The sequence below is a fragment of the Geodermatophilus sp. SYSU D00742 genome (assembly GCF_054049935.1).
Map to the genome: position 1 here is coordinate 94,948 of NZ_JBJGYJ010000014.1, position 13,227 is coordinate 108,174.

The 13,227-nt window shown below is 75.3% G+C and carries 14 protein-coding genes; 12 read left to right on the forward strand and 2 right to left on the reverse strand.

From position 1 onward, the window contains the following. Positions 1-38: 38 nt before the first annotated feature. The 12 genes from alaS (at position 39) to nusB (ending at position 12,010) form a co-directional block, all read left to right on the forward strand. Entirely contained in the window at positions 39-2,726 is a 2,688-nt protein-coding gene (gene alaS / locus ACI78V_RS12025; protein WP_456851132.1) for an alanine--tRNA ligase, read from the forward strand. A gap of 5 nt (positions 2,727-2,731) precedes the next feature. Beyond that, positions 2,732-3,391, forward strand: a complete 660-nt coding sequence (gene ruvX, locus ACI78V_RS12030; protein WP_456851133.1) for a Holliday junction resolvase RuvX — start codon at positions 2,732-2,734, stop codon at positions 3,389-3,391. Between the two features lie 73 nt (positions 3,392-3,464). Next, the gene (gene mltG / locus ACI78V_RS12035) at positions 3,465-5,117 is read left to right on the forward strand and encodes an endolytic transglycosylase MltG (RefSeq protein ID WP_456851134.1); all 1,653 of its coding nucleotides are present in this window, start codon (positions 3,465-3,467) and stop codon (positions 5,115-5,117) included. Beyond that, positions 5,110-5,937 (forward strand): shikimate dehydrogenase, encoded by an 828-nt coding sequence (locus ACI78V_RS12040; RefSeq protein WP_456851135.1) that lies wholly within the window; start codon positions 5,110-5,112, stop codon positions 5,935-5,937. Before mltG ends, ACI78V_RS12040 begins: the two co-directional genes overlap by 8 nt. A gap of 5 nt (positions 5,938-5,942) precedes the next feature. After that, positions 5,943-6,605, forward strand: coding sequence for a prepilin peptidase (locus tag ACI78V_RS12045; protein ID WP_456851136.1), 663 nt, complete (start codon positions 5,943-5,945; stop codon positions 6,603-6,605). 82 nt (positions 6,606-6,687) lie between these two features. After that, positions 6,688-7,866 carry a chorismate synthase gene (gene aroC / locus ACI78V_RS12050; RefSeq protein WP_456851137.1) on the forward strand — a complete coding sequence of 393 codons (1,179 nt, stop codon included), beginning with the start codon at positions 6,688-6,690 and terminating at the stop codon, positions 7,864-7,866. Next, entirely contained in the window at positions 7,863-8,414 is a 552-nt protein-coding gene (locus ACI78V_RS12055) for a shikimate kinase (RefSeq protein WP_456851138.1), read from the forward strand. Before aroC ends, ACI78V_RS12055 begins: the two co-directional genes overlap by 4 nt. A 5-nt stretch (positions 8,415-8,419) precedes the next feature. After that, the gene (gene aroB, locus ACI78V_RS12060) at positions 8,420-9,466 is read left to right on the forward strand and encodes a 3-dehydroquinate synthase (protein ID WP_456851139.1); all 1,047 of its coding nucleotides are present in this window, start codon (positions 8,420-8,422) and stop codon (positions 9,464-9,466) included. Then, positions 9,463-9,897, forward strand: coding sequence for a type II 3-dehydroquinate dehydratase (gene aroQ / locus ACI78V_RS12065; protein WP_456851140.1), 435 nt, complete (start codon positions 9,463-9,465; stop codon positions 9,895-9,897). The genes aroB and aroQ overlap by 4 nt, the downstream gene beginning before the upstream one ends. After that, positions 9,894-11,027, forward strand: a complete 1,134-nt coding sequence (locus tag ACI78V_RS12070) for a M24 family metallopeptidase (RefSeq protein ID WP_456851141.1) — start codon at positions 9,894-9,896, stop codon at positions 11,025-11,027. Before aroQ ends, ACI78V_RS12070 begins: the two co-directional genes overlap by 4 nt. Continuing rightward, positions 11,028-11,588 carry an elongation factor P gene (efp, locus tag ACI78V_RS12075; protein ID WP_456851142.1) on the forward strand — a complete coding sequence of 187 codons (561 nt, stop codon included), beginning with the start codon at positions 11,028-11,030 and terminating at the stop codon, positions 11,586-11,588. It begins immediately after the preceding gene. A 14-nt stretch (positions 11,589-11,602) separates the two neighbouring features. Continuing rightward, complete coding sequence (nusB, locus tag ACI78V_RS12080; protein WP_456851143.1) at positions 11,603-12,010, forward strand: transcription antitermination factor NusB; 408 nt, start codon at positions 11,603-11,605, stop codon at positions 12,008-12,010. A gap of 79 nt (positions 12,011-12,089) precedes the next feature. Here the strand turns inward: nusB and ACI78V_RS12085 are convergent, their stop codons facing one another. Continuing rightward, positions 12,090-12,248 carry a hypothetical protein gene (locus tag ACI78V_RS12085; protein WP_456851144.1) on the reverse strand — a complete coding sequence of 53 codons (159 nt, stop codon included), beginning with the start codon at positions 12,246-12,248 and terminating at the stop codon, positions 12,090-12,092. Positions 12,249-12,475: 227 nt separating this feature from the next. Continuing rightward, positions 12,476-13,027: a transcriptional regulator BldD gene (bldD, locus tag ACI78V_RS12090; RefSeq protein ID WP_091217936.1), complete on the reverse strand. Its 552-nt coding sequence runs from the start codon at positions 13,025-13,027 to the stop codon at positions 12,476-12,478. Between the last annotated feature and the right edge of the window lie 200 nt (positions 13,028-13,227).

Below are 13,227 nucleotides of genomic sequence, written 5' to 3' on the forward strand. Positions count from 1 at the left end.
ACGCCGCTCCGCCCGCCTCCAGACCCCCGAGTAGGACCATGCAGACCGCCGAGATCCGCCGCCGCTTCCTGGAGCACTTCTCCTCCCGCGGCCACACCGTCGTGCCCAGCGCCTCGCTGGTCTCGCCCGACCCGTCGCTGCTGTTCACCGTGGCCGGCATGGTGCCGTTCATCCCCTACCTCACCGGCCGCGAGCCCGCCCCCTACCCGCGGGCCACCAGCGTGCAGAAGTGCGTGCGCACCCTCGACATCGAGGAGGTGGGCAAGACCACCCGCCACGGCACGTTCTTCCAGATGAACGGCAACTTCTCCTTCGGCGACTACTTCAAGGAAGGCGCGATCACCCACGCCTGGGACCTCGTCACCGGCGCGGTGGACGGCGGCGGGCTGGGCTTCGACCCGGAGCGGATCTGGGTCACCGTCTTCCACGACGACGACGAGGCCGCCGACGCGTGGCGGCGGATCGCCGGGCTGCCCGAGGAGCGCATCCAGCGGCGCGGCTACAAGGACAACTACTGGCACACCGGCCAGCCCGGTCCGGGGGGACCCTGCAGCGAGATCTACTACGACCGCGGGCCCGAGCACGGCCGCGACGGCGGTCCGGTGGTCGACGAGGACCGGTTCCTCGAGATCTGGAACCTGGTGTTCATGCAGTACGAGCTCGCCGACGTCCGCAGCAAGGAGGAGTTCCGGATCGTCGGCGACCTGCCGCGGAAGAACATCGACACCGGCATGGGCCTGGAGCGGGTGGCGTACCTGCTGCAGGGCGTGAACAACCTGTACGAGATCGACGAGGTCGCCCCGGTGCTGCGCCGCGCCGCCGACCTCGCCGGGGTGGACTACGGCCGGGAGCACGAGGACGACGTCCGGCTGCGCGTGGTCGCCGACCACGTCCGCAGCGGCCTGATGCTCATCGGGGACGGCGTCACGCCCGGCAACGAGGGCCGCGGGTACATCCTGCGCCGCCTGCTGCGCCGCGCCGTCCGCTCGATGAGGCTCCTCGGCGTCGACGAGGCCACCCTGCCCGAGCTGCTGCCGGTGTCGCGCGACGCGATGAAGGCCAGCTACCCGGAGCTGGAGACCGACTTCGCCCGCATCTCCGGCGTCGCCTACGCCGAGGAGGAGGCGTTCCGGCGCACCCTCACCGCGGGCACGACGCTGTTCGACACCGCCGTCGCCACGGCCAAGCAGACCGGTGTCCCCCGGCTGTCGGGGGAGCAGGCGTTCTCCCTGCACGACACCTACGGCTTCCCCATCGACGTCACCCTCGAGATGGCCGCCGAGCAGGGCGTCACCGTCGACGAGGAGGGCTTCCGTGCCCTCATGCAGCAGCAGCGGGACCGCGCCCGCGCCGACGCCCGCGCCAAGAAGACCGGCTCGGTCGACGTCCTGGCCTACCGCCGGCTGCTCGCCGACCACGGCCCCACCGACTGGCGGGCCTACGACACCCTGCGCACCGACTCCCGGGTGCTCGGCGTGGTCTCCGAGCTCGCCGACGACGAGGCGCAGGAGAGCGCCCCGGCCGGGCCGGGGGAGATCACCCGCGTCGTCCTCGACCGCACGCCGTTCTACGCCGAGTCCGGCGGCCAGGTGGCCGACGCCGGACTCCTGACCTGGGACGGCGGCCGGGCCGAGGTCCTCGACGTGCAGCGCCCGGTCAAGGGCCTGGTCGCCCACCAGGTGCGCGTGCTCCAGGGGGAGCTGCGCGAGGGCGCCGAGATCGTGGCCGAGGTCGACCGCGAGTGGCGGCTGTCGGCCTGCCAGGCGCACTCGGGCACCCACGTGGTCCACGCCGCGCTGCGCCAGGTGCTGGGCCCCCAGGCGCTGCAGTCGGGCTCCTACAACCGGCCCGGGTACCTGCGGCTGGACTTCGCCTGGCAGGGCGCGCTCACCGCGCAGCAGCGGCACGACATCGAGGACGTCGCCAACGCCGCCGTCCGCGCCGACCACAGGGTCAGCGCCTCCTACATGACGCTGCCCGAGGCCCGCGCCATCGGCGCCCTCGCGCTGTTCGGGGAGACCTACGGCGAGCAGGTGCGGGTCGTGGAGATCGGCGGCCCGTGGTCGCGGGAGCTCTGCGGCGGGACGCACGTGCAGGGCAGCGCCCAGATCGGCACGCTGGCGCTGACCGGTGAGTCGTCGGTCGGCTCGGGCTCGCGGCGCGTGGAGGCGGTCGTGGGGCTGGAGGGCTTCCGCTACCTCGCCCGCGAGCGCGACCTCGTCCGCCAGCTCGCCGACCTGCTGAAGACCCCCACCGACGGGCTGACCGAGCGCGTGAGCGGCATGCTCGCCCGGCTGCGGGACGTCGACAAGGAGCTCGCCGAGTTGCGCGCCCAGCAGACCCTCGCCGCGGCCGGTGAGCTGGCCGCCGGGGCCCGGGACGTCGGCGGCGTCGCCGTGGTCACCGGCTCGCCCGCAGGCCTCGGCGGTGGAGACCTGCGCACGCTGGCCCTCGACGTCCGGGGCCGGCTGTCGGGCGACCGCCCGGCGGTGGTGTTGCTCGCGTCGGAGTCGGCGGGCAAGGTGGCTCTCGTGGCGGCCCTGAACCCGGCCGCACAGGAGCGCGGGCTCTCGGCGAACGACGTGCTGCGCGCGGCGGCGGCTCCGGTCGGTGGCCGGGGCGGCGGCAAGACGGACGTGGCCCAGGGCGGCGGGACCGACCCCGCCGGCATCCCCGCGGCCCTGCAGGCCGGCGAACAGGCGGTCGCGACCGCCGCAGGGAGGTGACCGAGGTGCCCGATCAGCGCCCCGACGAGACCGGTCCGGTGGGCGAGCGCCGGGTACGCCGCCCGGCGGTACCGCCGCCCACCCGGCAGCGCCCCGCCGCGCCGCCTCCACCGGCCCAGCACCGGACCGAGCAGATCGACCTGTCCGCCGGCTTCCCGCCGGTGCGGCACGAGACCAGCCAGATCGACCTGTCCGGCGGTCTGCCCGGTGGGCTGCCCATCCCGCCGCGCCGGCCGAGGCAGGGCCGGCGGCTGGGCATCGACGTCGGCTCGGTGCGGGTCGGTGTCGCGATGTCGGACCCGAGCGGCACCCTGGCCAGCCCGCTGGAGACCGTCCGCCGGGCTCGGGACGAGTCCGACCTCGACCGCATCGCGGCCCTCGTGGTGGAACACGAGGTGACAGAGGTGATCGTGGGGGAGCCGAGACACCTCTCGGGTGCGTCGGGCGCCTCGGCGAAGGAGGCGCGTGCCTACTCTCGGGCCCTCGCCGGGCGCATCGGGCCCGTGCCCGTGCACCTCGTCGACGAAAGGCTCTCCACCGTGACGGCAGCCAGCTCCCTGCGGGCGAACGGCCTCGACAGCCGGCAGCAGCGCTCGGTGATCGACCAGGCCGCCGCCGTGGTCATCCTCCAGGCCTACCTGGACGCTCAGCGGGAGCGCCGGTGACCGCGCTCGCGGGGGCACCGAGGCGCGCGGCAGTGGCACTCGCGAGGCCGACCGGCGCCAGCGGGGAGGACTCGTGAGTGATCCGACCCCGTCCTCGCGGCGGGGTCGGCACTCCTCCGACTTCCCCAGCGGGGTACCGGCCGGCGCGTGGCTGGCCTCGATGCCGCGCCAGGGCACCGGCCAGCGCCCGGCCGGCCACGCCGCGCCCGACCCGTACCGGGTCGACGCCGGGCTCCGCTCCACCACCGCCGGCCCGTACGCGGGCGTGCACGGAGGCCCGGCCGACGACGGCCGCAGCACCGGACCGCTCCTGCCCCGGGCAGAGGCCGGCGGCCTCCCCACCCCGCCGTCCGGCGGCCCCGACGGCAGCACCCACCCGTCGGCCCCGCTGCCCGGCCTCCCGCCGCGGCCGGCCGGCACCTGGTCCCGCCTGCAGCGGCGCACCGACGCCCACCCCGACGACGCCCCGACCGTGGCCCAGCCCGTGGGCAGCCAGCCCGGCGTGCCCGGTGAGCGCGCCGACGACACCGACGCCACCCCGGCCGACGCCTCCGCCTGGGACGACGACACCGACGAGACCGGCGGCCTCGAGGTGCTCGGCGCCTCCCCGGAGGAGCCCCGCCGCTCCCGGCGCCGCACCGGCGACGACGACGAGCCGCCCGCCGGCCGGTCCCGGCGCCGGCGCAGCCCGGTGGCCGTCGTCCTGTCCCTCGTCGTCCTCGCCGGCCTGGTGGCCGGGATCGTCCTCGGCGGCAAGGCGCTGATCAACCTGGTCAACCCGCCCAGCGAGGACTTCGTCGGCCAGGGCACTGGCGAGGTGCAGATCCGGATCGCCGTCGGCGACACCCTCAGCGACATCGGCCGCACGCTGGTCGCCGAGGGGGTCATCGCCTCCGTGGGCCCCTTCGTCGACGCCGCGGAACTGCAGCCGGCGGCCACGGGCATCCAGCCCGGCGTCTACGCCATGCGCCAGCAGATGAGCGGCCAGGCGGCCCTCGACCTGCTGCTCGACCCGGCCACCCGGCTGTTCGCGCGGGTCACCATCCCCGAGGGCTTCACGGTGCAGCAGATCCTGCAGCGGCTCTCCGAGGGCACCCAGCGGCCGGCCGAGGAGCTGCAGGCCGCCGCGGCCGACCCCACCGCCCTGGGCCTGCCGGCCTACGCCAACGGTCAGCTGGAGGGGTACCTCTTCCCGGCGACCTACGACTTCCAGCCCGACGACACCCCGGTCGACATGCTCCGGGCCATGGTCTCCCGCTTCACCGAGACCGCGACGGCCATCCAGCTCGAGCAGCGGGCGGCCGCGGCGGGGCGGTCGGTGCACGACGTCGTCACCGTGGCCTCGATGGTGCAGTCCGAGACCCGCCTGGACGACGAGCGGGCCGACGTGGCACAGGTCGTCTACAACCGCCTGGGCCAGGGCATCCCGCTGGGCATCGACGCCACGCTGGCCTACGGCCTCGGCAAGAACGGCAACGACCTCACCGTCACCGACCTGCAGACCGACAGCCCGTACAACACCCGCACCCGGGCCGGGCTGCCGCCCACCCCGATCAGCTCGCCGGGCGAGGCCAGCCTCGAGGCGGCGCTGGCGCCGACCACCGGCGAGCTCCTGTACTACGTGCTCGAGTCAGAGGACGGGCGGCACTTCTTCACCGCCGACTACACGGAGTTCATGGCGGCCCGTGAGCGGTGCGCCGCGGCCGGTCTCGGCTGCGGTGGCTGACGGGTCCACCGCCGGGACGGGGGTCGGGAAGCGCGCGGCCGTCCTCGGCCGCCCGGTGGGGCACTCGTTGTCCCCGCTGCTGCACCGGGCGGCCTACGCCGCGCTGGGCCTGGACGACTGGTCCTACGACGCCCTCGACGTCGGCGCCGAGGACCTCCCGGTGCTGCTGGCCGGGCTCGGCGAGGAGTGGCGCGGCTTCTCGGTGACCATGCCGTGCAAGCAGGCCGCGGTGGAGGTCGCCGACGTCGTCGAGCCGCTGCCGCAGCTGCTGCACGCGGCCAACACCCTCGTGCGCACCGACGCGGGCTGGCGCGCGGAGAACACCGACGTCACCGGCGTCGGGATGGCGCTGCAGCTGGCCGGGGTCGAGGAGGTGGACCGGGCGGCGATCCTGGGCGCGGGCGGCACGGCGGCCGCCGCGGCGGTGGCGCTGGCCTCGCTCGGCGCCCGGCACGTCGACGTCGTCGTCCGGGACCCCACCCGCGCGGGCGACCTGCTGCGGGTGCTGGAGACCCTCGGGGTGCCGACCACGGTGGTCTCGCTGCGCGAGGCCGTGGTCGACGCGACCGTCGTGGTCAGCACCGTCCCCGTGGGCGGTCAGCCCGACGTCGCCGCGCTGCCGTGGCAGCCGGACCAGACCGTGCTGGACGTGCTCTACGACCCGTGGCCCACGCCGCTGGCCACCGCGGTCGCGGCTGCCGGGGGCAGCGTGGCCGGCGGGCTGGACGTGCTGTTCTGGCAGGCCACCGTGCAGGTCGAGCTCATGACCGGCCGGCCCGCGCCCATCGAGGCGATGCGCGCGGCGCTGCACGCCCGCTGACGCCGGTGCCCGCAGCGCTGCCGGCGGCCACCGTCGCCGGCGTCGCGGTCGTGGCCGCCGTCCTGCTCGGGCCGTGGCTGGCCCGGGTCACGGTCCGGCTGGCCGCCCGGGACGACACCGCCGTCGCGTCCCGGGCGCGGGTCGCCGGGACGACCGCCGTGCTCGCGGCCGCGCTCGGCGGCGCGCTCGCCCTCGGTGGGCTGCGCCCGGCCACCGTGGCGTTCGCGTGGACGGCCGCGGCCGGGGTGGTCCTCGCCGCCGTCGACCTCGCCGCCCACCGGCTGCCCGACCGGGTGACCGCCCCGGCCGCCGTCGTCGTCGTCACGGCGCTGCTCGGGGACGCCGCCGTCCTGGGCACCTGGACGGCGCTGGTGCGGGCCCTGCTCGCCGCGGCCGCCGCGTTCGGGCTGGCCGCCCTGGGTGCGCTGGCCTCCCCGCAGGGCCTGGGGTACGGCGACGTGAAGCTGATGGGCCTGCTCGGGCTGGTCCTCGGCTGGGTGGGCTGGGGCGCACTGCTGGCCGGGGTGTTCCTGGGGCTGCTGACCGGGGCCGCGGTCTCCCTGGTGCTGCTGGCCACCGGCCGGGCCGGGTGGCGCACCGCCGTGCCGTTCGGGCCGCCGCTGCTGGTCGGGGCCGCGTGGGCACTGGCGCTCGCCGGCACGGGGTGAGGGAGCGCAACGGCCACCCTCCGGGGACCCGCCCGGGGCTGCGAGGGAAGGGCGGACGGGCCCTCCTCCTACAATCCGGGGCATGTTGCGCTGGCTGACCGCCGGTGAGTCGCACGGCCAGCAGCTCACCGCCATCCTCGAGGGCCTGCCCGCCGGCGTGCGGGTCCAGACCTCCGACCTCGACCTGGACCTCGCCCGCCGCCGGCTGGGGCACGGCCGCGGCGCCCGGATGTCCTTCGAGCAGGACGTCGTCACCCTCACCGGCGGCGTCCGGCACGGGGTCACCCAGGGCGGGCCGATCGCCGTCCAGGTGGGCAACACCGAGTGGCCGAAGTGGACGACGGTCATGTCCGCCGACCCGGTGGACCCCGAGGTCCTCGCCGGGCAGGCGCGCAACGCGCCGCTCACCCGGCCGCGGCCCGGGCACGCCGACCTCGCCGGCATGCAGAAGTACGGCTTCGACGACGCCCGCCCGGTCCTGGAGCGCGCCAGCGCCCGGGAGACCGCGGCCCGGGTCGCGCTCGGCGCCGTCGCCCGCGCCTTCCTGCGCCAGGCCCTCGACGTCGAGGTCGTCAGCCACGTGGTGGGCATCGGGCCGGTCGTCGTCCCCGACGGGATCGTCCCCGGCCCGCAGGACAACCCGCGCATCGACGAGGACCCGGTGCGCTGCGCCGACCCGGCCACCAGTGCCCTCATGGTCGCCGAGGTCGACGACGCCCGGAAGAACGGCGACACCCTGGGCGGGGTCATCGAGGTCGTCGTCCACGGGCTGCCGCCGGGCCTGGGCAGCCACGTGCACTGGGACCGCCGGCTGGACTCCCGCCTGGCCGCCGCGCTCATGGGCGTGCAGTCGGTCAAGGCCGTCGAGGTCGGGGACGGGCTGGAGACCGCCCGCCGCCGCGGGTCGGTCGCCCACGACGAGATCGTGCTGGCCGACGGCCGGGTGCAGCGGCTCTCCGACCGGGCCGGCGGCATCGAGGGCGGCATGACCAACGGCGAGGTGCTGCGGGTCCGCGCGGCCATGAAGCCGATCTCGACCGTGCCCCGCGCGCTGGCCACCGTCGACGTCGCCACCGGGGAGCCCGCGGTCGCCATCAACCAGCGCAGCGACGCGTGTGCGGTGCCCCGCGGCGCCGTCGTCATGGAGGCGATGGTCGCCCTCGTGCTCGCCGACGCCGCACTGGAGAAGTTCGGCGGCGACTCGGTGCCCGAGACCCGCCGCAACGCGCAGGCCTACCTCGACAACCTGGCGATCCGATGAGCCCCGCCGAGCCGCCGAGCCGGCCGCTCCTGGTCCTGGTCGGGCCGCCGTCGTCGGGCAAGACGACGGTCGGCACCGCCGTCGCGGAGCTGCTGGGTGTCCCCTTCCGTGACACCGACGCCGACATCGAGGACGTCACCGGCCAGACCGTCGCTGACCTGTTTGTCGAGCGCGGCGAGCCCTTCTTCCGCTCCCTGGAGGAGCAGGCCGTGGCCCGCGCGCTCGGCGCGCACGACGGCGTCCTGGCCCTCGGCGGCGGCGCGGTGCTCAGCGCCGCGACCCGCGCGCTGCTGGTCGGGTACGGGGGCGCGGGCGGCACCGTCGTCTGGCTCGACGTCGACCTCGCCTCCGCCGCGCAGCGGGTCGGGCTGGGCCGGGAGCGGCCGGTGCTCGGGATGAACCCGCGGGCGACGCTGCGCAACCTGCTGCTGGCCCGTGCGCCGCTCTACGCCGAGGTCGCCACCCTCACCGTGCCCACCGGGGGGCGCGAGCCCGGCGACGTGGTCGCCGACGTGACCGCCGCCCTGCGTTCGCGGGCCAGCTCGTGAGGCGGGTGACCGTCTCCGGTGAGAAGCCCTACGACGTCGTGATCGGTCCGGGGGCGCAGGTCGAGCTCGGCCTGGTGCTCGCCGGCACCGCGCGGGCCGCCGTCGTCCACGCCCCCCCGCTGGCCGCCCTGGCCGGCGCCGCGGTGGAGACGCTGCAGACCGCCGGCGTGGCGGCGGAGGCCGTCGTCGTCCCCGACGGGGAGGCCGCCAAGACCGCGCAGGTCGCCGCCGGGGCCTGGGAGCAGTTCGGCCGCCTGGGCCTGACGCGCTCGGACGCGGTGGTCGGCGTCGGCGGCGGGGCGGTGACCGACCTGGCCGGCTTCCTCGCCGCCACCTGGGTCCGCGGCGTGCGGGTGGTGCACCTGCCGACCAGCCTGCTCGGCATGGTCGACGCCGCGGTGGGCGGCAAGACGGGGATCAACACCGGGGCCGGCAAGAACCTCGTCGGCGCCTTCCACCCGCCGGCCGCGGTGCTGGCCGACACCGACGTCCTCGCCGGCCTGCCCGCTGCGGAGTTCCGCTCGGGCCTCGCCGAGGTGGTCAAGTGCGGCTTCATCGCCGACGGCGCGATCCTCGACCTGCTCGAGGCCGACCCGACGGGACGGCGCGACACCGCCGAGCTCATCGAGCGTGCGGTGCAGGTCAAGGCCGACGCGGTGGGGGAGGACCTGTTCGACACCGGCCGGCGCGAGTTCCTCAACTACGGGCACACCCTGGCGCACGCCATCGAGCGGGTGGAGGACTTCGGCTGGCGGCACGGGGAGGCGGTCGCGGTCGGCCTGGTCTTCGCCGCCGAGCTCGCCGGTCAGGCCGGGCTGCTCTCCCGGGCCGAGGTCGACCGGCACCGTGACCTGGTCGCGGCCATGGGCCTGCCCACGCGCTACGACGGCGACTGGGCGCAGCTGCAGTCGGTCATGCGGGTGGACAAGAAGGCCCGCGGTGCCTCGCTGCGGTTCGTCGTCCTCGACGGGCTGGGCAACCCGCAGATCCTGGCCGACCCGGACCAGGCCTGGCTCGACGCCGCGTGGGCGGCCGTATCGGAGGGTGCATGACCATCCAGGTGCTCAACGGCGCCAACCTCGGCCGGCTCGGGCTGCGCGAGCCGGAGAAGTACGGGACGACGACGTACGGCGAGCTGGTCGAGCTGCTGGAGGTCACCGGACGGGAGCTAGGGGTCCAGGTGCAGGTGCGCCAGACCGACTCCGAGGGCGAGCTGCTCGGCTGGGTGCACGCCGCCTCGGACGCCGGTGACGCGGTGGTCATCAACCCCGGTGGCTGGTCGCACACCTCGGTCGTGCTGCACGATGCGCTGGCCGCGCTCAACGGGCCGCTGGTCGAGGTGCACATCACCAACATCCACCGGCGGGAGGAGTTCCGGCACTTCTCCTACGTCTCGCGCGTGGCCGACGGGGTGATCGCCGGCCTCGGTGTGCAGGGCTACGTGCTGGCGCTGCAGTGGCTCGTCGCCCGGGGGATCCGATGAACCACGCCGCCCGGCGGGAAGCGCTGCGGGCGACGGCGGCCGAGCGCGGTCTGGACGCCGTCCTGGTCACCGACCTGCTCAACGTGCGGTACCTGACCGGCTTCACCGGCTCCAACGGTGCCCTGCTGCTGCGCACCGACTCGTCCTCCGCCGACCTGTTCGGCACCGACGGCCGCTACACCACCCAGGCCGGCACCCAGGTCCCCGACGTCGAGCTGCTGGTCGACCGCGCGACCGTGTCGGCCCTGGCGCGGGAGGCGGTGCGGCCCCGGTCGGGCAACCCGCCCGCCCGGCGGATCGGCTACGAGAGCCACCACCTGACCGTCGACGGGCTGCACGCCCTCGAGGCGGTGCTGGCCGACGCGGCCGCGGGGGCGACGGTGCCCGAGCTGGCTAGCGTGCAGCGTGCCGTGGAGGCGCAGCGGGCGGTCAAGGACGACGACGAGATCGACGCGCTGCGCCGGGCCTGCGCGGTGGCCGACGCCGCGCTGGCCGAACTGGCCTCGGAGGGTGCGCTGCGGCCCGGGCGCACCGAGCTGCAGGTCGGCCGGGAACTGGACGCCCGGATGCTCGCGATGGGTGCCGAGGCCCCGTCGTTCGAGACGATCGTGGCCACCGGCGCCAACTCCGCCATCCCGCACCACCGCCCCGACGGCACCGTGCTGGCCGAGGGCGACTTCCTCAAGCTGGACTTCGGCGCGACCGTCGACGGCTACCACTCGGACATGACCCGCACGCTGGTCCTCGGCGGGTCGCGCGGGGTCGTGGCCGACTGGCAGCGCGAGGTCTACGAGCTGGTCGCCGCGGCCCAGGCCGCCGGGCGGGCGGCGCTGGCCGTCGGCGCCGACGTGGTCGCCGTCGACGCGGCGGCCCGCGAGGTCATCGCCGCCGCCGGCCACGGCGAGCACTTCACCCACGGCCTCGGCCACGGTGTCGGGCTGGAGATCCACGAGGCGCCGGGCATCGGGCAGCTGGGCGCGGGTACGCTGGCCGCCGGCATGGCCGTCACCGTGGAGCCGGGCGTCTACCTGCCCGGGCACGGCGGGGTCCGGATCGAGGACACGCTGGTCGTCACCGGTGACACGCCCGAGTTGTTGACCCTCACGAGCAAGGAACTGCTGGTCCTCTAGATGGCTACCACCAACGACCTCAAGAACGGCATGGTCCTCAACCTCGACGGCCAGCTCTGGACCGTCACCGAGTTCCAGCACGTCAAGCCGGGCAAGGGCGGCGCGTTCGTCCGCACCACGCTGAAGAACGTGCTCTCGGGCAAGGTCGTCGACAAGACCTTCAACGCCGGCACCAAGGTCGAGACCGCCAACGTCGACAAGCGCTCGATGACGTACCTGTACAAGGACGGCACCGACTTCGTCTTCATGGACGGCGACACCTACGACCAGATCCACGTCCCGGCCCAGACCGTGGGCAGCGGCGCGGACTACCTGCTGGAGAACACCGAGGTCGTCGTGGCGGTGCACGACGGCAACCCGCTCTACGTGGAGCTCCCGGTGACCCTGGAGCTGGTGGTCCAGCACACCGACCCGGGCCTGCAGGGCGACCGCTCCACCGGCGGCACGAAGCCGGCCACGCTGGAGACCGGCGCGCAGATCCAGGTCCCGCTGTTCGTCAACACCGGCGACAAGCTCAAGGTCGACACCCGCGACGGCCGGTACCTCGGCCGCGCCAACTGACGACCCGTCCGGCGATGGCTGCCCGCACCAAGGCGCGCAAGCGTGCCGTCGACGTCCTCTACGAGGCCGACCTGCGCGGTTCGGATCCGATCGCGCTGCTGCGCGAGCGGGTGGCCGACGGGCACCCGCCGGTGCCCGACCACGCCGTCCGGCTGGTGGAGGGGGCGGTGGAGCACTCCGCCCGGATCGACGAGCTGATCGACCGGCACGCCCGGGGCTGGTCCATCGACCGGTTGCCCGACGTCGACCGCGCCATCATGCGGATGGCGGTCTTCGAGCTGCTGTGGGTCGAGGACGTGCCCGACGCGGTGGTCATCGACGAGGCGGTGGAGCTGGCGAGGGCGCTGTCCACCGACGACTCGCCGGCCTACGTCAACGGCGTCCTGGGCGCGATCCTCGACACCGAGGTGCCCACCAGCTGATCCCCCGTCCCGCCGAGGCCCTGTCCGCACCCCGCGGCAGGGCCTCGCGCGCGTCCGGGGGCCGAACCCGCCCGGGGTCTCAGTCGCGCGGGCCGGTGGCCGGCCCCGCGGCGACGAGCATCGCGGCCATCCGGGCGGCGGAGCGCTGGCGCTGGGCGCGGCGCAGGGCCGTGCGCCGGCGGACGGCGAGCACGAGCTCCCGGTCCGGGACGACGGGGACCGGGTCGGGCAGGGTCATGGCGGGCTCCTCGGGGGTCGGTGCGGTACCGCGGACGCTAGGGGCCCCTGCCGACAGTTCCCGTCCCCTGCGGCGGGTGGACCCGCCGCGTGCGGCCGCCCGGACGCGCGCGAGGCCCCTGACCGGCTGCGGTCAGGGGCCTCGCGTCCGCGGCCCCGTCCGGGGCTCCACGGCCCGTCCAGGCCACCGCCGCCGGCTCGCGGGCGGTGCGGAGGACGGGGTCTGCCTCAGCGCGGGGTGCGGCGGCGCTCCCAGTTGGGGTTGACCTCGTCCTCGTCCTCGTCGCCCCCGAAACCGACGACGCTCTCCATGCCCGGGGAGAGCACGCCCCACTCGATGAGCCGGCTGGTCAGCTCGTCGGGGCTCATGTCGTAGATGATCGCCAGCGACTTGAGGTCCTCGGCGCGGATGGAGAGGACCTTGCCGTTGTAGTCGTGCCGCTGGGCCTGGATCGTCGACGCGTAGCGGGCCAGCGGGCCGGCCTCGTCGGCGGGCAGCGAGCCCAGCGACTCGAGGTTGAGCACGATCTTCGTCGTCGAGGTGACCGCCGAGCTGGGGCGCGGGTCCGGCAGGAGCTCGGAGACCGGCACGCCGTAGAAGACGGCGAGCTCGGAGAGCCGCTGCACGGTCACCGCCCGGTCGCCACGCTCGTAGGAGCCGACGACGACGGCCTTCCACCTGCCGTGCGACTTGTCCTCCACTCCCTGGAGGCTGAGACCCTGCTGGTTGCGGATGGCGCGGAGCCGGGCACCGAGGGCCCGTGAGTAGTCGGTGCTCATCGCTTCCTGCTCACTGTCCGTCGTCGTGGGCGTTCTGTCGTCACGGAGCGTACTGGTCTCGCGGGGTCGGCGACACCAGGACGCTCACCAAGGGTGACTCGGCCCCACATCGTGGACCCTCCGGGCGCGGTGCGGGTCACATCGGGGCGTGCAGTACCGTCGCTCCCGGTCCGACCACTCCTTTAACGACCCGTCCCGTG